The organism is Pseudomonas sp. Pseusp18 (assembly GCF_059506005.1).
Map to the genome: position 1 here is coordinate 2,600,679 of NZ_CP169240.1, position 19,860 is coordinate 2,620,538.

A 19,860-nucleotide genomic window follows, 5' to 3' on the forward strand; every position below is an offset into this window, starting at 1 on the left:
GGCTGCATTGGTTGTTACAGTGGTCGTACAACCTCTCAAAATCAACGGAGGCGTTAGATCGTTTTTTCTCCTGTAAAAGGCGATTAATGCAGGTGTCCAAGAGAAATCAAATCGGCTCATTTCCTTCGTTATGCGTTATTCGCTTCGTAAATATATGTTTTTAAAAGATTAAATATTTTTGTGTGCTCGTAGTTTTTTGGACAGGCGACACATCACACACGGATACAATTAATTCTCTGTGTTTCGTTGTCATCCTATGACATGTTGAAGCCAGCGGTGTCTGCCTTCACAATCACTGCGGTCGCCGCCTGCGTCGCGGCGCGACGACAACCTGTCCATGTACCTGTCGAGGATCCTCAGGCGATGTCGTCACCGAGTCGAGTACCCACTTACGTCATGCAGCAACGCAGCGAATTGACGGACTTTTACATCCGCGACAAAAAGGGCCGGCGCGCCGAAACCAGCCCGCATCGCCATGAGTATTTCCAGATCCAGGTCAACCTCGGTGGCGATACCGTGCAGCACATCGGCAACGTCGAGCGGCCGTTTCCGCGCAACACGCTGGCCTTCATCCTGCCGCATCGCGTGCACGTGATTCCGCATCCGGCCGACAGCAATTTCATGGTGATCAACTTTTCCCAGACCTTCCTGTTGCCGCATTTGCAGTGCGACCCGATGGACCTGGAGGAAGTCTCGATTCTGCTGGCACCCGAGTTGTCGCCGTTCCGCTTTCAGGAGCATCTGGATTTCATTCTGGCCGATGAAGATTTCAGCAAAGTCTGTGCCCTGATCGAACAGATGCGCGTGCTCGATGAAAACCGTCAGTTCGGCACTCGCGAGATGCTCAAGGGGTTGTTGCTGCAACTGGTGGGGAGCGTTTGTGCCTTGTATGCCGAGCCGCTCAAACGGTTGGCCGAAGAGAATGCCGCCGAAGTCAGCCGACGCGATGCGCTGAGCAGGATGTCCGAATACTTGCGCAAGAACATTGCCGACCCCGACCTCAACCTGATCAAGGTGGCTGCTGCGACTTACCTGTCACCGACGTACCTGACGCACTGGTTGCGCAAGGAAATCGGCAAGACCTTCACTGAGCTGGTGCTCGAGCGCAGGATGCACGCGGCACGCAATTATTTGCTCAATGGGACACGACCGGTGGGGGAGGTGGCAAGGTTGTGCGGTTTCGCTGACGAGGCTTATTTTTCGCGACGCTTCCGCCAGATCCACGGCCAGCCTCCAGGGCAATTCAGGCGTCAGCAACTCAATCCTGATACGCCGCAATCACCGTCCAACACGTGATTGTTCATCGTTCACATTGCAGCGCAGGGGGCGCAGCCAGTCTCCGTAGTCATGAAGAACCCTGCATGCCAAACGCTGGCTCCGTGCTGATCAAGCCATACTGCCTGGCTTAGGGGCTGCATTCTGTTTTGGCAAAACCTCAGAGGCGCCGAACGAGCGACGCTGGCTCCCCCAACAACATCTTTTGCCGCCAGGCGGGCGCGCTGGTGGGGAACAGCACTTCGTTCGGTCGCCAGCGAGCAACGCCGAAGGCGGCCGCAATACGCTGGCGTTGCTGGCCCTGGACAAGGGCGCGCCGGTAACTGTTCTCGCTCTGCTGTAGCCCCAGCACATAGCCCATGCCCGCCTGGAAATCGCCTCCATGGGCCTGCCACCAGGCTGCGATCAACTGCGGGTCGGGCCAGGGCAGGTTTTCATCGGGGTCCATGGCGACATTAGCGTCCTCAGGATCGTCGTTCGGGCCGGCATCGAAATCCGGCAGGTCCTGCAATTCCAGGTCGAGCAGCGCCAGGTCAGCGCCAGTGATCAGACTGAAGGCTTCGCCGGCGACGCGGGCATGAGACAGGTCGCTCATCTGCTGGATCAACCAGGGCACGCTGAACGGGTCGCCCAGCAGCCCGGTGGCCTGGATGCCGATGCGCTGCTGCTCAGGGTGCTCTATCAATTGGCGTATCCAGGCGATGCTGTTTTCACGCTTTTGCCAGGCCAGCAATACGCAGAGCGCTCGGTACTGGAACTCGCCTGGTTGCTCGGCGAACTGGCGCAGCGGTTCCAGGGCGTGCTCATCGCCCATCTGTGCGGTGGTCCAGTTGGCCCAGAAGCGCGTGGCTGGATCCGCGTGTAGACGGTGGGCACGAATTGCCGGCATCAGGTCACGACGACGCAGCTCGCCGGCAGTGCGGGCGGCACGTGCCAGCACGCTTGGGTCGGCGTGGGAAAGTCCGGTAAGCAGGGCAGGGCCAGGGTCGTGGCGGTGCATGCCGCAGGCAGCCAGGCCGAGGCGGTGGAACAGGGGTTCAGGGGCGGCGAGCATGCGGTCGATCCAGGGCGATATCCACTCCCAGTCGAGCCAACCCAAGGCCATCAGATAACCGCGCTCCGTTTCCACGGCACTGCGCAAGTGCTCGCTGAGCCGTGACAATACCTGCACGTTACCCGCCTCGAAGGCCAGTACCGCACTGGCGAACATCTCGCCGATGGCGTGCGGGCCGAGTTGGGTCAGGAGGGTTTCCAGGCCAGTGGTGCCGGCGATTCGAAGGCCGTCGAGGTGGGCGTCGATGCGGCTGTCGAGTGTGTCTATGTGCTCCAGATCGTAATGTGGTGCACGCATGGCATAGTCGCGCAGGGCAGCGAGAAAACTGGCCTCTTCGGTGTGTTGGTCCAGAATCGGTGACAAACTTTCCATGTACTTCTCTACGTTCGTCTTAAGGACTGGGTATGCGTGTCCAATTCGTTCCGTCAAAAGCTGCAAGGTGTCGTTCACCGGATGACCATAGACACTGCTCATTAGCGTCTAAGTATCTGAAGGTCTGATCGCCGGGAAGTCCTGTCTCGACCCTCTCCAGCTTGTCACCTTGTAGCGTGTAGAGTGCTGTGGTGGTTGAAAGCCAGAGTTGATCATTGAACCAGGCCATGTCCCAGAATGTGTCTTCGGTGAGCTCATGCTCAATGAGCTCCCAGCGGTCGAGACGACCTCGTATGACGATGCCCAACTGGCCTGAGATGTAAACCACTCCATCGGGTGCGCAGAGAACGTTTTCCAGAATGATGTTGGTCGGACTTTCGCTTTGCTGCCAGACGCCATGCCGGCGGTACCAGATCTCGCCCCGATTGCCGGTGGCATAGATTTCATCTTCACCAAAGCCGTCGATGGATTCGAAGCCACTGAGGCTATCAGCGGTAGGATCTTCGACCACGCCTTGATCGCAGCGCTGCCAGACTCTGTCCTTTCGAATATAGACTTGGCGGCCGAAGCCTGTGGCATAGACACTCCCACCGATAGGGCGTATGTCGCGCAGCAGGCCGTGCTTACTGGGTTTTTCTTCGACTATATCCTCGTAGGCTTGCCCGTCAGGCGCAGCGCGATGGACGCTACCATTGGCGCATAGCGTCAGAATTTCGGGAGGCGCGCCGCGAACTGCGCATATACCGGCGCAAATCGCTTGAACGTAATAGTTGTCCCATTCTCCGGTCCAGCGAAAAACTCGAGTACCGGGCTCGCGTTTGGAGTAGGCGAGCACGTAAACGCGGTTCTTATCGAAAACAGCTACTCGGCTCAGCGTCCAATCCAATGTTTGAGTCATGTCGTTTCTGCTCCAATTGATCTACCAGGCACTGATAGTGACCTCTGGGATCATTTCGTGAGCCAGCGCTTTCTGATTGTCTTGAAGGTTGGGTGTGTGGGTCCGCACTGGGGTTTTGTCACTGACACCTAACGTATCCTTGTGATAGGCGTCTAACTGCGCTTCCAGACATTTCTTTGAGCATTTCGACTTTGGAAAGGTCTGCTGAAGCGCCCGCACGCCCGCTGAACGGGACTGGCCGTAGTTCCAGGCGTAATCCTTTTGACTGGGCGACGCTCTCTCTATGGCTGCCTGTTCCAGTTTGCCCTGGGCTGCATGCATGAAGCCATGATCACCTTCATAGCGTCCGTTTCCGCCTTGAGGGCATTGCACGCAAATGCACGGTGCATCTTTTTCGTCGTAATTGGGGAATTGAGGAAGAGGCGTTTGGCGATCAGTTCCCGGCACTGTAAAACTATGGGCTTCAACGAGGTGGTGGCCGGTTTCGCCAGGACAACAGGCCACTTGACTGTTCTGCGCCTTGGAATCCGCCTGCTTCTTAGACACCAGCAAACACTTTTTGGCGGACGTACAGCCCTTGTCGTCACACTGTGCCGCTTTGGTATTCAGTCCCTCACAAGCCTTGTTTTTCCCGGCAATTTCTTTCTTGCAACGCTCAATGGGCGCCGTCGCTATCGCGTCGGTATAAGCCCAAGGAGGCGTATTTCCGGGTTTTGACGCGTGGTTATGAGTCATCATGTCTAAATGCCTGACCACATTTTCCCCTTCGAACTTCACATCCATCGACCACGCAATGAAGTACACCTTCCCCTTGATCTTGCTCGTAATCACTCCTTTCTTCGGCGCGTTTCCGGCTTCATCTCCCGTACTAGTCTTGAAATGACTCTTGTCCTTGAGCATCACCTCTTTGCCGGTGATCCTGACAGTTCGTGTACCCCTGGTCGTGTCCTTGGCCATGCCGGTATTCGGATAGGGGATGGGCACTCCCGTTGGCGTGGGCGGCGCCTGAGGCGGGGTGAAGCAGACATCCGGAAAGCAGGCGATCGACTTGCCAGCCGCCGCCTTGCAAGAAACCTCCATATCGTTGGCGTAGACCTCATTCGCCATCACGCAGCCCTCACAGTCTGGTAACTGAGCATCGCGGCGGCGCGTTCGCCAGCGTCGTTGCCCAAGTGGCAGAAGATATTCGGGCCTTCGCCATAGCCCTTGCGGCTGGCGGCCAGGGCCACGGCGAGCATCGCCGGGCCGATGGCGGCGCCGACTTCGCCGATGCAGTCGGCGGGGTGCCATAGGTGGAAGAACTCCTTGCGCACGCGCAGGGTGCGGCTCAGGGCCAGGGACGCTTCCTTGAAGTAGTACTGCTCGCCGGAGATGTCGGTGAGCCGATAATCCATTTGCTCCAACCCACAGCCGACTTCGCTCAGGGCGGCGCGTACGGCTTGAGTCAGGCCATCGGCGCGCAAGGGAATGTCTTCGGCCTCCACCGTGGCCTTCTCCATACCGAACCCCAGGCCGATGCAGGCCAATTGCGGCTCTTTGCTGGCAACGGGGGCGGCCAGCACCACGGCGGCGGCGCCTTCGCCGGGGATAAATCCGTTGGAGTTCTGGCTGGTGAGCAGGCGTTCGCGTGCTTCGAAAGCGGCCAGGGTCGGCCCGCTGAGGAAGGAGTCGACGCCGACAATCAGCACATGGCGATGGCCGCCCTGGTAGATCAGCGTGCGTGCATTCAGCAGGGCCACGGCAGCGCTGACCCGACCACGGGCAATGACGTTGGAACCGGGATGAAAGCGCAGGCCCAGTTCGGCTTCGATGGCGTGCAGCAGCCCCTTATCGAGACCATCGAGGCGGCCGGGGCGCTCGACTTCCGCCACCCCCAGCAGCAGCGGGGTCTTTTCCGGGTCGACGTTGGGGGTGCTTTGCAGCGCCTCGGCGATGGCGCGGGCGGCCATCTTGATCAGCTTGGTGCGGCCGCGCCAGGGCTGTTCCAAAGGCACGCTGGCGGCAATCAGCCATTCGCCGCCTTGGTCGATAAAGCGGGTTTCCTGGAAATTATCGATGGCGCAGCGGATCGCCGCGCAGCTCGCGGGTGCGCTGAGGCCGACAGCACTGACCATGCCGGAGCCGATGATGCAAAGCGCGGTCATCAGTCCGTCTCCTCGGGGGCGTGCTTGTCTTTTACCAGGGAGGAGAGCGACGGGTAGTAATCCTTGCCCAGTTCACGGGCGCGCCACCAGCCCGTGGACATCGTGCCGACCAGCACCTGAGCGATCTCGAACATGTTGCGCCGTAGCGGACGGGCGACACGCCAGGTCAGTTGCACCTGGAGCGCATCGGTGTCGATCAGCAGGGTATCGATTACCGCCTGCACAGTCTCATGACCGCCTTTTTTCAGGAAGAAAGTCACCGGCACGTCGATTTCGGGTATGCGAAAGCCCGCGCGCTCCTGGGGCGTGAGGTTGAGCAATAGCACGTCCTCGCCGCCTCGCAGATACTGGATCTGCTGATCGTCAGGGGCCGCCTGAAAGTAGCGGCGGTCGAAATCACCCGGCAGAAACGGAAAGCAGTCGGCCAACCAGGCCTCGTCGTAAGTACCGGCGAAGCGGGCGCGTTGTGGCCAGCTGCGGCCGATGGGGCCGAGGGCCATCGGGCGGTAGTCGCCAGAGGGACTGTCGATCGCCTTGCCCAATTCCTCGGTGTTCGGCATCGGCATGCCACCGATATCAGCACTACCCATATGGCGTGGGAACCAGCCACAACCGGTCGGATTGTCCAGGTAGCAGTGACGCATTTCGGAGTCCTTGGCCATCGGATGACTGCCGCCAAAGGCCTGGGCATAAGAGATGTGCTGCTCGGTGAAGGGCTGCGGCAAGCCGGGAGAAACGCCCAATAGCCCCGGTTGCCACTGCCGGGGGCCGAGGACGGAAAAGGCTTTGCTCATCTGACCGACGCGAATGCCCGCAGCCAGTTGCCTCACGGGCCGCCCGCCTGGGGCATAGGCCTTGCCGCGCACCAGCACATCGCAGAATGGCTTGATCGGGGCGAAGTCCATTTCCTGCAGCGGGGCGCTGAGACCAGGCTCGCCGAGGAAGGTATCGGCCATCAGCAGCGGTTGCTGGCTGTCGGCGAGGGTCGCCGCGCGGCCGTCCAGCGGCAGATTGAAAGTGCCTTTGGCCACCACCACCAGGGATTCTCGGCCATCGGGCTCCATGCCCTGGGTATAGGCAGCAAGCAGTTTGCTGGCGTTGAGCAGTTCCATGGGCCGAATACCTGTCTAGTTGATCTGCACCGAACCACCCTTGATGCGGTTGACCCCGCTGGAGCGGCTGGACAGGTAGGCGCCCTGGATAATCACTTTGCCCGCGCGGGTCAGGGTGATACTGGCCTTGCCGCAACGCAGCACGATCTCGCGTTCGGCACTCAATTCCAGGCGCTGGTCGTCCAGTTGCACGCAGGCAACCGGTGCGGGCGCCTCGGCCTGGCCAAGCAGGCGGCCGATCACTAGCGGGCGGAAAGGGTCGCCATCTTCGAACATCAGCGCCACCTGGGTGCCGATGTCCTCAGGGGCGAGCAGGGTGGTGCTGCGGGCGGCGATGCTCTGTTCCTCGGGGCAACCGGGGTAGGTCACCAGGGGCGCACTGGCCTGCGGCAGGTCGAGCAGGACGCCGATGACCACGCCATCGATGCGGGCCTGGGTGGGTAGTGGGTATTGAACCGTCATACGCGTGACTCCTAGTTTTGCAGGATCTTGCGTCCCTTGATCACCACGTTCTTGTTGGCCTTGATGTTGATCGCGCCAGAGCCGTCTATGGTGATGTCCTTGCCGCGGATGCTGATGGTGCCGTCCTTCTTCATGACGATGCTGGCTTTGCCGGTGGTGATGGTCACCGAGTCACCGGCATCGATGACAAGGTCCTTGCCCACCGTCAGCGCATCGTCGTTGTCGATATCGGTCGTGCGTCCTGCACCGACCTTGCGCGATTCGTTTGCCTTTACCGTGGTTGAAAGATTGGCACCCACGTCCACCGAGCGGTTGGCGCCCACATTGGTCGACTGGTAGAGGCCCACATTGACGTTTTGGTAGGCCCCGACATTCACCGTTTGAAAGGCACCGATGACAACTTCCTGCGCTGCGCCGATGGCGATCGTCTCGTTGATACCTACCGTATGGGTGCGCTGCAGGGTCACGGTCGCGGTTTCGTTGGCGCCGACGCTGATCGTGCGGTTGCTGCCAATGTTGATGGTCTCGTTGCTGCCGACGCGTTCCGTACGGTTGACGCCAATGTTGATGGTCTCGTTGTTATCGACGGTTTCGGTGCGGTCGTGTTTGACGTGCACGGTTTCGTCGTTGTCGATGCTCTTGCTGCGGTCGTGGCCGACCCAGTGGGTCTCGTCGTTCTCGACCTCGATGTCCTGGTTCTTCTCGGCGTGGATAAACAGTTGCTCCGCGCCTTTCTTGTCTTCCATGCGGATTTCATTGAAGTTGGCCGGTGAGCCGCCCTTGCTTGAACGGCTCTTCACGCCGCTCTGGGTGGCATTGGCCGGCAGCGTGTAGGGCACGGTCTGTTCGGCGTTGTAGACGCGACCGGTGATGATCGGCCGATCCGGGTCGCCTTCGAGAAAACTGACAATCACTTCCTGACCGATTCGCGGGATCTGCATCGCCCCCCAGTTCTTGCCGGCCCAGGCCTGGGATACGCGCATCCAGCAGGAGCTGTTCTCGTTGGATTGGTCGTGGCGATCCCAATAGAAGTGCACTTTGACCCGGCCATACTGGTCGGTCCAAATCTCCTCGCCCTCGGGGCCGACCACCACCGCGGTCTGCGGCCCTCGGACAATCGGCATGGGGGTCAGGGGGAGGGGGTGGAAAACCTGGCTGGCATCCATGCAAGCGAGTTCGCCCACAAACTGCTCGGAGAGATCCTGGGTGCCACTTTCATAGGGCTCCTGGTGGATGTGGTAGCGCGCGCTGACCACCAGGTATTCGCGGTTCTGGTCGTCGCGCTCGTAGCCGGTCAGCGTGAACAGGTGGCCGGAGCCCAGCCCGCGGGCACGGCCGCGCAGTTGTACGCGCTCGAACTGGCTGTGGATGGCTTCGATGCGGGTACGCGCATAGTGCTCGCCGTCGTTGCTCTGTACGTATTCACCGGGGTAGTCGTAGAGCGGGTAGTCGCCGTTGCTGTGGCTGCGCGACACACTGGAGCGCACCCCAAGGTTGGCACGGGGGCGCTGGAAGTCGTAATCGTTGAGCTCCAGCGAACCGGGTTGGACTTCCCGCGCCAGTTGCCAATCGTAGAAATGATCGCGCTCGCGCATTTGCCGATCGGGCGGGTAGAACGGCACTGAGTCGTAATCTGCCACCGTGGAGTGGGCGCCATAGGCGTCGGCCAACACCAATACATGACGTGCTTGCTCATGGCGGAAGTAGTAATAGATCCCTTCCTGTTCCATCAAGCGGCTGACGAAATCGAAGCTGGTTTCGCGGTACTGCACGCAATATTCCCACTGGCGGTAGCTGCCGCTCAGGCTGTCTTCGAAATCGGAAAAACCGAGGTCGCGGAACACCTGCTTGATGATGTCCGGCACCGTATTGTTCTGGAAAATCCGGCAATCCGAGGTGCGCGTGAGCAGCCAGAGCCAGGGCCGCAGGCTGACGTGGTAGCCGGCGAACTGGCCATGGCCGGTCAGTTGTCGACAGCTGCAGGCAATGCCGTGGAAGTAGCGTTTGCCGCCGTCGTGCAGCTCCAGGGTCAGGCCCATCGGCTTGCCCAGCAAATGGTCGAACGTGATCGCCCGGTCTTCGGAGGTGAGGTTCAATTCATAGTGGAACAACCGCCCCAATTCTTCGTTGCCTTCCATGCTCCGCAGCAGCAGGACATCGCCGCCGAGGGGGCAGTTGACCTGCACCAAACGGTTGTTTTGCGTGATTGCCATACACGGCTTCCTCTGCCTCGTGTTTGGGCGTCAGTCGGCCGTCTCGAATACATAACGCAACGTACGACTTGCGGATTAACCTTCTGCCCAGCGCCTCTTTGGCGTCATCTCTAACCCTTACAATTCAAGGAAGTGTTAGCGCTGTTCAATTCTTGTCAAGAAACTCTCCGACCAGTGGGGTGAACACTGAGGCGTTTCAAGATCGGTGATCGGAGGTCATTATTTAGTTTCTTTGGTTATAGGCTTTATTCTAAAAAGTGAGTACCCGCGCAATTTATTCAGGCGCGAATTCAGTCGTGCTTATGAAGAGCATCTTTCAAAGTTGCGTAAAGGATGAGTACTGTAAAACTAAAGTTCGCGCACTTTTAACCACCGAAGACCTGATGACAACAGAACCGACTATCCTTTCGGATAGTTAACGCTGCACTCTTGGCAAAAAGGGACGCCATGCCAGACTATGATCGCGCCATCGGCTCCACACCCGGCATTCCATGCGGTGATCGAACCTGTCTGATCGGGCCCTGGTTACTCAGGCCCTGGCTACTCCGGATGGCTTCAATTACGGTTTTCTGTCTTTTCACGGCAACGCCCGGATACGGCCAGAACCTGCCAACCGCGGCAGGTGTCGAAAACGCCACGGTAACGGTGATTCAAGCGCAGGAAATCGTTTCCAGGGCCACCCTTGAAGCCGTTCGCTGGAGCGGCCCTGAGTCCGGCCCGAAAGCCCAGCGGGGCAAGAGCATCGCCCTTGTCGCAGAGGATTTGCGTAACGGAGGCATCGTCGGTGTCGCGCAGGGCGCTCGCGAGGCAGCCAAGGCGATGGGCTGGACGCTGAAGATATTCGATGGCGCTGGATCATCGGCCGGGCGCGCAAAGGCCTTCTCCGATGCGCTGGCAGAGAAACCCGACGGCCTCATTCTGTGCGGTTCCGATGCCCTTGAGAACAATGCGGCGCTGATCCTCTTCGCCAACAGGGATGTGCCGGTGGTTGGCTGGCACGCCGGGGCACGCCCGGGGCCGATTGATGGCACACCGGTGGCCATGAACGTCACGACCGACCCGCTCGAAGTGGCTCGCCTCACGGCCATGGCGGCAGTGGCACAGTCAAACGGACACGCCGGCGTGGTCATCCTGACCGACTCCAAGTACAGCATCGCCATGGCGAAAGCCAAGGCCATGGAAAACGTCATTCGGGCCTGTCGGGAATGTACCTTGCTGGAAGTGCGCGATGTGGCGATCTCCGAAAGTGGTGAGAAGATGCCGGCGCTCACCAAGGAGCTGCTTCAGCGCTATGGCAAGCGCTGGACCCACACGCTGGCCATCAACGATATCTATTTCGACTACTCGATTGCCTCATTGACCAACGCCGCAATGCCCAGTGACGGCATCAGTCTGTTGTCTGCCGGTGATGGCAGCGCTTCGGCTTTCTTGCGCATACAGGCAAAAACCTACCAGACCGTTACCGTGGCCGAGCCGCTCAACCTGCATGGCTGGCAAGTGATGGACGAATTGAACCGGCTGTTTGCAGGTCAGCCGGTGAGCGGCTTCGTAGCGCCGATTCACCTGGTCAATGCCGACAATATCGCCTTCGACGGCGGGAAGAAATTCCAGTACGACCCTGACAATGGCTATCGAGACATCTATCGCCACCTATGGAATCCATGAAATTGGACGTTATTTCCCGGCTAGGACGCCGGCTATTGCCGCAGTCGTTGCGCGCACAGTTCACACTGGCGTTCCTGACGCTGGCGCTGCTGATCCTGGCGGGTGGTGCCACAGCGGTCTACGCGTTGCGCACGTCAAACAGCGCCACCCGCCAGCTGACGGATGAACGACTGGTGCGCATGCAAAATGGGCAAGACATGGTGCAGCGGACCTTGCTGATCGAACGCCAGACCGATCAGCTTCTGACAACCCGTTCCCCCGACGCCCTGCGTTCAAGCTATGCGGCAACCGTCGAACAGCTTGAAGCCCTTGATCAACTGGTGCAGGAGCTGACTGCCGCGAACAGTGGCGAGGCGATACTCGACATGCATCAGTCGAGTCAGATGTTCCGCAATACCGCCAACATCGTTGCGCAGCTGCGAGAAAGCCTGCTGCAAACCGAGGTCAGCTTCGAGCAAGCCCTGGAGGATCACGCTGCCCGGTTAACCGCGACCAAGACCCGGGCCAGCCTGGAACTGGCGGTGTTACTTTTCGGTCTGCCGCAGGCTAATGACAGCGATGCCGTGCAACGGCTGCGGATCCGATATGAGCGCCTGTCACGCGCCGCTGGCAAGTTACCCGACGCTGATGTGGAAACGCCCGATCTCTTCTCCCAGCGCCTGAGGCTCATCAATCAGCACAACGTCATCCAGCGCTTCAATGAGGAGTTGAAGAATGAGGCCGGGGTTCTGGTCGCGGTGGCCCGTGCGCAATCCAGTGCTTACACCGAAGACTATCGCGAAGCCGTGCAACGTCTGGTCGAGGCCTCAAATCGTAGCCAGCGATGGGTGCTGATCATGTTGGGCGCCAGCCTGATATTCGCCTGGTTCGTGACCCGGGTCTTCATGGGCCGTCATGTGCTCGTGCGCCTGAATGAAATAAGCCGGCAATTGCGTCAGGAACGCACTGACAAAACGCATTTGATGATGGTGGAACATGGGAAAGACGAGATCGGCAACATGGCTCGCGCGGTGAATCAATTCCTCAAAGACCGTCTTCAGCTTGAAAAAAAAACGGTCCAATTGAGTATCGCCACAGAGCGGCTCGCCCTGCAAAACAACCGATTGGAGCAAGAAGCCATCATCCGTGCCGGACAAGGTCATGTCCTGGAGCTGATCGCCAGGAGCACCGAGCTTGCAGAAGTCCTAGATAGTCTGGCTCACCTGGTCGAGTCCCAACTGGAGGGGATGATGGTGTCCATCCTGGTGCTGGATGAGGATGGCAAACACCTGCTGCACGGGGCTGCCCCCAGTTTGCCGAAAGCCTATAACCAGCTCATCGACGGGATTGCGATTGGTCCAAACGTCGGCTCTTGCGGCACCGCGGTGTATCGACGAGAACCGGTCATCGTCACGGATATCGAGCTGGACCCGCTGTGGGAGGAGTACCGATCATCCGCTGCGCCCTATGGATTTCGTGCCTGCTGGTCGACGCCGATTCTGTCCCATGAACGAAAGGTATTGGGTACGTTTGCCTTGTATTCCAACACCGTACGCAGCCCTAGCTCGACCGAGACGCGACTGATCGACATGGCGACACCTCTTGCCGGTATTGCGATAGAACGCCAACTGACCGAAAAGCGCATTCGCTATATGGGCGACCATGACGCACTGACCGGGCTGCCGAATCGCACCCTGCTCGAGGACCGTCTCAAGCAGGCAATACTTTATGCCCAGCGCTACAGCCGGCTGGTGACGGTGGTGTTTCTCGATCTGGACAAATTCAAACTGGTGAATGACAGCCTTGGGCACAGCGCTGGAGACGTACTGCTGAAAACCGTCGCCCAGCGCATGCAGGAGTGTGTGCGCCGCACCGACACCGTCGTGCGACTGGGTGGCGACGAGTTTGTGATCATCCTGTTCGACCAGCCCTCAGACCTCGACGGCGTTACTCCAGCCCTGCACAAGATCCAGGAAGCCATCCTGCGGCCGATTCAGCTCAGCGGGCATACACTCCACGTCACCTGCAGCATGGGGTTGGCCACCTACCCAGCTGACGGCAGCGATACCGACACGTTGCTCAGCAATGCGGACGCCGCCATGTACCGGGCCAAGGAACTGGGTCGCAACAGTTACCAGTTCTATACGAGCGAGATGAATAACAAGGATCAGGGCAAGCTCGCCATGCAAGACGGGCTACGAAACGCACTCAACCATGACGAGTTCCTGCTGCTGTACCAGCCACAGGTGGATTTGCAGTCAGGTCAGATTATCGGCGTAGAAGCACTGATCCGCTGGCAGCATCCCGAACTCGGCATGGTGTCTCCAATCAAATTCATTCCGCAGGCCGAAGAGACCGGGTTGATCGTGCCCATAGGCGATTGGGTGATTCATACCGCGTGCAGACAGAACAAGGACTGGCAGGATGCGGGTTGGCCGCCGATCACCATGTCGGTGAATATTTCAGCACGCCAGTTCATCGAAAGGGACCTGATCGACCGGGTGAGGCATGCCTTGCAAGAGACCGGACTGGACCCGATGTACCTTGAGCTGGAGCTGACCGAAAGTCTGATCATGCAAGACCTTCAGCAAGCCATCAGCAAAATGAAGGAACTGCAATCAATGGGGATCAGTCTGTCGATCGACGACTTCGGCACCGGCTACTCCAGCCTCGCGGCATTGAAAAGCTTCCCCATCGCAAGGCTCAAGATCGACCAGTCTTTCGTGCACGATCTGCCCGACAACGAGAACGACAAAGCCATCGCTACCGCAGTGATTTCGTTGGGGCACCAACTGAACCTCAAGGTCATAGCCGAAGGTGTCGAGACCGAAGAGCAGCAAACCTTCCTGCGTGAAAACGGCTGCGATGAAATTCAGGGCCACTTTTTCAGCAGAGCGGTCAGCGCAGAGGAAATCAGTCTGTTACTGCGTACGTCCCGATTGCCTCAACCTAGCCGCATTACCAGCCCTGACACGGTAAGGCGAAAACGCGATGTAAAACGTCCACGCAGTCCAATGTCCGGGCATTAATGACTTAGTGAAAACGCTGTTGTGTCAGAAGCCGATCGCCTGGGTACTTCGCAAACTGGCAGTGACGGGCGTCATTATCGGAGCTCGCCCTCCGGCACAAGTAGACGGGGTGATTGCAGCTTCGGAGTTGCGCTTTCGAACCATGGAAATCGGTTGAGCAATGGCCTTGTCTGCATTACTTGATTGACGTCAACCGCCTGTGTCGGCCTGCGCTGTATTCTGCGCTGAAACCGACTGTTGGTAGCGCAAGGCTTATTGCTCATGACTGAATTGATGCTGACTCACCTCGACTCGCTGGGACGCGTGCGAATGGTCGATGTTACGGATAAAAGCGTGACGTCCCGAGAAGCCGTGGCTGAGGCATGGGTTCATATGCTTGCCGAGACCCGACAACTGATTGCCAGTGGTGCTCACCCTAAAGGTGATGTATTTGCGGTAGCGCGGATCGCCGGCATTCAGGCGGCCAAACGCACGAGTGAGTTGATTCCGCTCTGTCATCCGCTGCTTCTGAGCAGTGTTAACGTTGAGTTGAGTTTTGAAGGTGACCAACGCGTACGCATTGTTTCTCGGTGCAAGTTGTCCGGACAGACCGGCGTCGAGATGGAGGCACTGACCGCCGCCAGTGTGGCGGCCTTGACCCTGTATGACATGTGCAAGGCCGTGGACCGGGGCATGAGCATCGAGTCGGTGCGGCTGTTGGAGAAGCAGGGTGGTAAAAGTGGTTGGTATCAGGCGCAGCAACAATGAAGCTGAATGTTTTGTATTTCTCGCGGTACCGCGAAACGCTTGGTCTCGACGATGAAACGATTGAAGGTGATTTCACTTCTGTCGATCAGTTGCGTCAGCACCTGATACGTCGTTCTGGCGTCTGGCAGATGCTGGCCGAACAGAACCTCATGTGTGCCCGCAATCAGGACATGTGCGGGCTCGATGAGCCGTTGATAGACGGTGATGAAGTGGGTTTTTTCCCCACCGTAACGGGAGGGTGATTCGATGATTCGAGTGCAGACAGAGCGCTTCGACCCCGGCACCGAAATCAATGCCCTGCAGGCTTTGAGCCTGAATGTCGGTGCCGTGGTGAGTTTTGTCGGGTATGTACGTGACACCAACGTCGGACAAGAAGTCGCCGGGATGTTTCTTGAGCATTACCCCGGTATGACCGAAAAGGTCCTGGGCAAGATCGCCGACGAAGCCCGACAGCGCTGGCCGTTGCTCGGACTGGTGCTGATCCATCGAATCGGCGCGCTGCAACCGGGAGACCCCATTGTCTTTGTCGGCATCAGCAGCAGTCATCGTCAAGCGGCTTTTGATGCCTGTGCGTTTGTAATGGATTACCTGAAAACCCGCGCGCCATTCTGGAAGAAAGAACAGGTGGCCGAGAGTTCCCATTGGGTCGAGGCTCGCAACAGTGATCGCGAGGCGGCGCAACGATGGGAGTGACGTTTCCCTCGCGGTGAGTGGAGCGTGTTCAGCTGTATTGAGAGCGAGAATCCCATGCTCTATCCGCTGTTTCTGACGTTGCATCTGTTCGCCGCGCTGATTTTTATCGGCACGGTGTTCTTCGAAGTCCTGTTCCTTGAAAGTATCCGCAAACAGCTGCCCGTCAAGGTCATGTTGCTGCTTGAGCAGGGTATCGGTCGACGTGCACGCACCTTGATTCCATGGGTCTTGCTGGTGTTGTTCGGTGCCGGGTTGGGGATGGTCTGGCTGCGCTATTTACCGGTCCTTGCCACACCAATGGCCTCATCGTTTGGCACGTTGCTGATGTTAAAAATCGTGGCGGCCGTCAGCGTACTGCTGCATTTCCTGGTCGCCATGTTTTTGTTCAAAAGTGGCCGGATGAGTGCTCGATACCTGCATTTCATCCATGGCAGCCTGTTCTGCCACATGGTTGTCATCGTGCTGTTGGCCAAGTGGATGTTTTACCTGACGTGGTGACTGGGCTTGCCTGGTGTCCGTTGCGCGACAAGCACTTTGCTCGCGCTTGATGCAAATCAAGGAGCATGGGTCGCCAGACTCCGACACTGGCGGTCCGCAGCCAGTCTCGGAGACCCGTTATGCTCAATTCATTTCACAGCCCCGGTGAGCTGAACGTCCGGCGCGATCAAGGCGTACTCGACCCCAACTGCCATGTCGACACAGAAAAATTTCATGGCGGCATTGGCTCACTGGATTTGCTTCGTGCATTGCGCGGCAGCCGTCAGAAGTGCCGTCCGCTGTCGCTGAACGTGCAACTGCCTTCTAACCTTAAGCCTGCCTTGTGCTCTCCTCGCGAAATTTCATGCGAGCACAGTGGTGTCGAACACTATCTTCAGCGTCTGCAACATGAGATCGACCTCGTCGGTTGTCATCTGGGAGCCGGGCAGAGGGTCGAGCAGTTCCATCTGGGGGGCGGAACACCCGCCATCGCCCACCTGAGACGGCTGATGAATCACCTGCGTGGCCGATTCAACTTTCTTGGACATGAGTGCGGTGACTACAGCATAGAAGTGGACCTTCACCATACGGATTGGTCGACCATGGGCATGCTGCGTGACCTGGGGTTCAACCATGTCAGCATCGGCGTTCCGGACATCGGTGCCGACCGTGCGATGTCGGTGGCCTGCTACCAGAATCCGGCACCGATCCATTCGCTTATCGATGCCGCTCGTACCTTCGGCTATCGATCCATCAATGTCGATCTGGGTTATGGCCATACCTGGCAGACGCCAGAAAGTTTTGCGCTGAAACTGACAACCATCATCGAACTGGAGCCGGACCGGCTGCTGGTGTTTGACTATGCCCGGCCACCCCAACGCTATCGGCCCAAGACTGCAGACACAGTCGGGGCGTTTTGCAGCGAGGAAGATAAAGGCGCCATGCGCCGGATCTGTTTTGAACAGTTGATCGGCGCCGGTTATCACTACATTGGCCTGGGGCAGTTTGTCCGGCCCGATGACGATTTGGCGATTGCTCAGGAGCGCGGTCGATTACGTCGCAATTGTGAGGGGTTTACCCGTCACGGGCATTGCGACCATATCGGGTTCGGTTTGGGCGCTATCAGTCAGATCGACGGTTTGTATGCGCAAAACACCGACGAACTCGAACGCTACCGGCAGCAACTGGACATGGACCAATTGCCGACGAGTCGTGGCTGGCGCTGTGAGGAAGGGAATCAGGTCAGGCACATGGTCATGGAGCGCCTGGCGTGTGATCTGGAGCTGGATATCCAGGCAATCGAGACGCGTCATGGAGTCATTTTTCGCCAGTACTTTTTCACCGCCTGGCCTTTGCTGGAGCAATTGAGCCGTGACGGGTTGATTGAGCTGTCTGACCGTTTCATTAGTATTTTTCCGGCCGGTCGGCCGCACGTGGATGCCATCTGCAACCTGTTTGAAAAGGATTCGGACGGTGCGGGGCATGAACCCCATTACGAATGGATTGATCATGACAACTTCATTTGATTTCAATCGCGCCCTGGTCGAAAAGTATGACCTCCCGGGGCCGCGCTATACCTCTTACCCGACCGCGCCGCAGTTTCATCAGGCGTTCGCCGTCGATGACTATCAGCGTGCGGCCTCGGACAGCAACCAGGCGACAACGCCAAAATCGCTGTCGGTGTACATCCACATCCCGTTCTGCAAGAGCCTTTGTTACTACTGCGCCTGCAACAAAATCATTACCCAGAAAACCCACCGCGCCGTCGAGTACCTGACGTACCTCAAGCGCGAGATCATGATGCAAGCTGCCTTGTTCGACCGCACCCGCAAACTCACGCAACTGCACCTGGGAGGTGGCACGCCGACCTATTTGACCGGCGAACAACTGGCTGACCTTATGGACTGCCTGCACCAGGCATTCGACATGGACGACAGCGATGACCATGAGTTTTCCATCGAGGTCGACCCTCGCACCATCAGTACGCAACAGATCCAGTTGTTGCGTCAGTTGGGGTTCAATCGTTTGAGCTTTGGCGTGCAGGACTTCGATCCCGATGTGCAGGCTGCGGTCAATCGGCAGCAAAGTGAAGAGCAAATTTATGCGCTGGTCGCTGCGGCACGCCAGGCGCGATTCAAATCGATCAGTGTCGATCTGATTTACGGCCTGCCATTGCAAACCGTGCAGAGCTTCGATGTCACTCTCGGCAAAATCATCGCGCTGCGTCCGGACCGGATTGCCGCCTACAGCTACGCCCATCTGCCGGAACTGGTGCGCGCACAACGGCTGATTCGTTTGGCTGACATGCCGCCACCGGAGCGCAAACTGGAATTGCTTGAACTGACTGTCCGTCGTCTGACTGAGGCCGGTTATATCTATATCGGCATGGACCATTTTGCCTTGCCGGACGATGAGTTGGCGCTGGCCCGGGCCAATGGCACGTTGCAACGCAATTTCCAGGGTTATTCCACCCATGCCGACTGCGATTTGATCGGCCTCGGGGTGTCTTCCATCGGCAAGGTCGGCGACAGCTACAGCCAGAGCGTCAAGGAGCTATCGCAGTACTACGCCCGCATTGATCAAGGCTTGTTGCCTGTGCATCGGGGTTACCGGTTGAGCGCCGATGATCGGCTGCGCCGTGAAGTGATCAGCGATCTGATGTGCCACGGCCGGATCGACTTCGGCAAGTTTGAAGCGCGTCATGACATCTGCTTTACCGATTACTTTGCCGATGCGCTGATGCAACTGGAGGAGCATGTTCGCGATGGCTTGCTGCAGATTCACAAAGACGCGTTGGTGTTGTTGCCCCACGGGCATTTGATGATGCGCAGCGCGGCGATGGCGTTTGATGCCTATTTGGGCACTGATCAAAAAGGCCGGTTTTCACGTACCGTTTGAAGTCCCCAGTGCTGGCGTCCGCGATGCCAGGAGGAAATGATGAGAACCGAGTTTCAGGATCGTTTGGCGGTGGTCACGGGCGCCAGTTCCGGGATAGGCCTGGCCCTGTGTGCGGCGCTGTTGCCGCGCGGGGTCAAGGTGCTGGCGATGTCACGGAAAATCGGTGAGTTGCCGGCCTTGCAGCAGATCTATGGCGAGCGCCTGCAGTGGTGTGCCGGTGACGTGACTTGTCAGGATGACCTGCAGGCGTTGGCCCAACGTGCGTCGGCACTGGGCCCGGTTGATTATCTGGTGCCCAACGCGGGTATCGCCGAAATGGCCGATAGCCTCGACATGCCGGCCTTCCAGCGTCAGTGGGCGGTCAACGGCGCCGGGGCGTTGAATACCCTGGCGGCGTTGCGCGGGGAACTGGCGAATCCTGCTTCGGTGGTGTTTGTCGGCAGCTTCCTGACCGGCTCGAGCTTTCCCGGTCTGGCCGCCTGCATTGCCAGCAAGGCCGCGCTGGCGGCGCAGGCGCGCACATTGGCGGTGGAATTCGCGCGTTATGACGTGCGCATCAATCTGGTCTCCCCGGGGCCGACCGCGACCTCGATGTGGGACAACCTGGGGTTGAGCGACGGGGAACTCGACGACGTTGCCGACACCCTCGGCAAACGTCTGCTGCCCGGTCATTTCCTCGATGCGTCAGCGGTGGCCAACGTGATTGTCTTTCAGCTGTCTCAAGGCGCGCGGGGTGTTTATGGTCAGGACTGGAAAGTCGATAACGGTTATACCCTGAGCTGAAGAGGTGAACACAAACCCTGTGGCGAGGGAGCTTACCTGCGGCGAGGGGGCTTGCCCCC

The 19,860-nt window shown here is 58.6% G+C and carries 17 protein-coding genes; 10 read left to right on the forward strand and 7 right to left on the reverse strand.

Annotated features, from left to right (window positions below; translation table 11 throughout):
• Positions 1-363: 363 nt before the first annotated feature.
• On the forward strand, positions 364-1,296 hold the full coding sequence (locus ACEN9A_RS11805; RefSeq protein ID WP_204125122.1) for a helix-turn-helix transcriptional regulator: 933 nt from the start codon (positions 364-366) through the stop codon (positions 1,294-1,296).
• 139 nt (positions 1,297-1,435) lie between these two features.
• On the opposite strand, the gene ACEN9A_RS11810 is transcribed toward ACEN9A_RS11805, so the two are convergent.
• Genes ACEN9A_RS11810 through ACEN9A_RS11840 form a run of 7 tightly spaced genes read right to left on the reverse strand, consistent with a single transcriptional unit; the run spans position 1,436 to position 9,530 of the window.
• Positions 1,436-2,701, reverse strand: a complete 1,266-nt coding sequence (locus tag ACEN9A_RS11810) for a TIGR02270 family protein (RefSeq protein WP_258673643.1) — start codon at positions 2,699-2,701, stop codon at positions 1,436-1,438.
• A gap of 19 nt (positions 2,702-2,720) precedes the next feature.
• Positions 2,721-3,599 (reverse strand): hypothetical protein, encoded by an 879-nt coding sequence (locus ACEN9A_RS11815; RefSeq protein WP_019649129.1) that lies wholly within the window; start codon positions 3,597-3,599, stop codon positions 2,721-2,723.
• A gap of 21 nt (positions 3,600-3,620) precedes the next feature.
• The gene (locus ACEN9A_RS11820; protein ID WP_258673646.1) at positions 3,621-4,706 is read right to left on the reverse strand and encodes a PAAR-like domain-containing protein; all 1,086 of its coding nucleotides are present in this window, start codon (positions 4,704-4,706) and stop codon (positions 3,621-3,623) included.
• Positions 4,706-5,746: a hypothetical protein gene (locus ACEN9A_RS11825; protein ID WP_258674169.1), complete on the reverse strand. Its 1,041-nt coding sequence runs from the start codon at positions 5,744-5,746 to the stop codon at positions 4,706-4,708. The genes ACEN9A_RS11820 and ACEN9A_RS11825 overlap by 1 nt, the downstream gene beginning before the upstream one ends.
• Entirely contained in the window at positions 5,743-6,855 is a 1,113-nt protein-coding gene (locus tag ACEN9A_RS11830; protein ID WP_086945742.1) for a DUF2169 family type VI secretion system accessory protein, read from the reverse strand. The genes ACEN9A_RS11825 and ACEN9A_RS11830 overlap by 4 nt, the downstream gene beginning before the upstream one ends.
• A 15-nt stretch (positions 6,856-6,870) precedes the next feature.
• A complete protein-coding gene (locus ACEN9A_RS11835; RefSeq protein ID WP_258673647.1) occupies positions 6,871-7,317 on the reverse strand; it encodes a DUF6484 domain-containing protein in 447 nt (148 codons plus the stop codon).
• Positions 7,318-7,328: 11 nt separating this feature from the next.
• A complete protein-coding gene (locus ACEN9A_RS11840) occupies positions 7,329-9,530 on the reverse strand; it encodes a type VI secretion system Vgr family protein (RefSeq protein ID WP_258673648.1) in 2,202 nt (733 codons plus the stop codon).
• A gap of 645 nt (positions 9,531-10,175) precedes the next feature.
• Here ACEN9A_RS11840 and ACEN9A_RS11845 point away from each other — a divergent pair.
• The 9 genes from ACEN9A_RS11845 (at position 10,176) to ACEN9A_RS11885 (ending at position 19,801) form a co-directional block, all read left to right on the forward strand.
• Positions 10,176-11,195 (forward strand): substrate-binding domain-containing protein, encoded by a 1,020-nt coding sequence (locus tag ACEN9A_RS11845; protein ID WP_192351311.1) that lies wholly within the window; start codon positions 10,176-10,178, stop codon positions 11,193-11,195.
• A complete protein-coding gene (locus ACEN9A_RS11850) occupies positions 11,183-14,203 on the forward strand; it encodes an EAL domain-containing protein (RefSeq protein WP_258673649.1) in 3,021 nt (1,006 codons plus the stop codon). Before ACEN9A_RS11845 ends, ACEN9A_RS11850 begins: the two co-directional genes overlap by 13 nt.
• 273 nt (positions 14,204-14,476) lie before the next feature.
• Complete coding sequence (gene moaC / locus ACEN9A_RS11855) at positions 14,477-14,950, forward strand: cyclic pyranopterin monophosphate synthase MoaC (protein ID WP_258674170.1); 474 nt, start codon at positions 14,477-14,479, stop codon at positions 14,948-14,950.
• Positions 14,947-15,192, forward strand: coding sequence for a MoaD/ThiS family protein (locus ACEN9A_RS11860; RefSeq protein ID WP_258673653.1), 246 nt, complete (start codon positions 14,947-14,949; stop codon positions 15,190-15,192). The genes moaC and ACEN9A_RS11860 overlap by 4 nt, the downstream gene beginning before the upstream one ends.
• A gap of 4 nt (positions 15,193-15,196) precedes the next feature.
• The gene (gene moaE, locus ACEN9A_RS11865) at positions 15,197-15,643 is read left to right on the forward strand and encodes a molybdopterin synthase catalytic subunit MoaE (RefSeq protein WP_019649099.1); all 447 of its coding nucleotides are present in this window, start codon (positions 15,197-15,199) and stop codon (positions 15,641-15,643) included.
• A 54-nt stretch (positions 15,644-15,697) separates the two neighbouring features.
• A complete protein-coding gene (locus ACEN9A_RS11870) occupies positions 15,698-16,141 on the forward strand; it encodes a CopD family copper resistance protein (RefSeq protein ID WP_258673656.1) in 444 nt (147 codons plus the stop codon).
• 119 nt (positions 16,142-16,260) lie between these two features.
• A complete protein-coding gene (locus ACEN9A_RS11875; protein WP_258673657.1) occupies positions 16,261-17,646 on the forward strand; it encodes an oxygen-independent coproporphyrinogen III oxidase in 1,386 nt (461 codons plus the stop codon).
• Positions 17,630-19,018 (forward strand): oxygen-independent coproporphyrinogen III oxidase, encoded by a 1,389-nt coding sequence (gene hemN / locus ACEN9A_RS11880; RefSeq protein ID WP_258673658.1) that lies wholly within the window; start codon positions 17,630-17,632, stop codon positions 19,016-19,018. Before ACEN9A_RS11875 ends, hemN begins: the two co-directional genes overlap by 17 nt.
• A 39-nt stretch (positions 19,019-19,057) precedes the next feature.
• Positions 19,058-19,801 carry an SDR family NAD(P)-dependent oxidoreductase gene (locus ACEN9A_RS11885; protein WP_258673660.1) on the forward strand — a complete coding sequence of 248 codons (744 nt, stop codon included), beginning with the start codon at positions 19,058-19,060 and terminating at the stop codon, positions 19,799-19,801.
• Positions 19,802-19,860: the final 59 nt, after the last annotated feature.

Bases quoted from the DNA above. Each gene is read 5' to 3' on its own strand.
- ACEN9A_RS11885 (WP_258673660.1), top strand. From the start codon at position 19,058: ATGAGAACCGAGTTTCAGGATCGTTTGGCGGTGGTCACGGGCGCCAGT.
- ACEN9A_RS11810 (WP_258673643.1), bottom strand. From the start codon at position 2,701: ATGGAAAGTTTGTCACCGATTCTGGACCAACACACCGAAGAGGCCAGT.
- ACEN9A_RS11850 (WP_258673649.1), top strand. From the start codon at position 11,183: ATGGAATCCATGAAATTGGACGTTATTTCCCGGCTAGGACGCCGGCTA.
- ACEN9A_RS11820 (WP_258673646.1), bottom strand. From the start codon at position 4,706: ATGGCGAATGAGGTCTACGCCAACGATATGGAGGTTTCTTGCAAGGCG.
- ACEN9A_RS11815 (WP_019649129.1), bottom strand. From the start codon at position 3,599: ATGACTCAAACATTGGATTGGACGCTGAGCCGAGTAGCTGTTTTCGAT.
- ACEN9A_RS11835 (WP_258673647.1), bottom strand. From the start codon at position 7,317: ATGACGGTTCAATACCCACTACCCACCCAGGCCCGCATCGATGGCGTG.
- ACEN9A_RS11875 (WP_258673657.1), top strand. From the start codon at position 16,261: ATGCTCAATTCATTTCACAGCCCCGGTGAGCTGAACGTCCGGCGCGAT.
- ACEN9A_RS11840 (WP_258673648.1), bottom strand. From the start codon at position 9,530: ATGGCAATCACGCAAAACAACCGTTTGGTGCAGGTCAACTGCCCCCTC.
- moaE (WP_019649099.1), top strand. From the start codon at position 15,197: ATGATTCGAGTGCAGACAGAGCGCTTCGACCCCGGCACCGAAATCAAT.
- ACEN9A_RS11805 (WP_204125122.1), top strand. From the start codon at position 364: ATGTCGTCACCGAGTCGAGTACCCACTTACGTCATGCAGCAACGCAGC.
- ACEN9A_RS11860 (WP_258673653.1), top strand. From the start codon at position 14,947: ATGAAGCTGAATGTTTTGTATTTCTCGCGGTACCGCGAAACGCTTGGT.
- ACEN9A_RS11870 (WP_258673656.1), top strand. From the start codon at position 15,698: ATGCTCTATCCGCTGTTTCTGACGTTGCATCTGTTCGCCGCGCTGATT.
- moaC (WP_258674170.1), top strand. From the start codon at position 14,477: ATGCTGACTCACCTCGACTCGCTGGGACGCGTGCGAATGGTCGATGTT.
- ACEN9A_RS11830 (WP_086945742.1), bottom strand. From the start codon at position 6,855: ATGGAACTGCTCAACGCCAGCAAACTGCTTGCTGCCTATACCCAGGGC.
- hemN (WP_258673658.1), top strand. From the start codon at position 17,630: ATGACAACTTCATTTGATTTCAATCGCGCCCTGGTCGAAAAGTATGAC.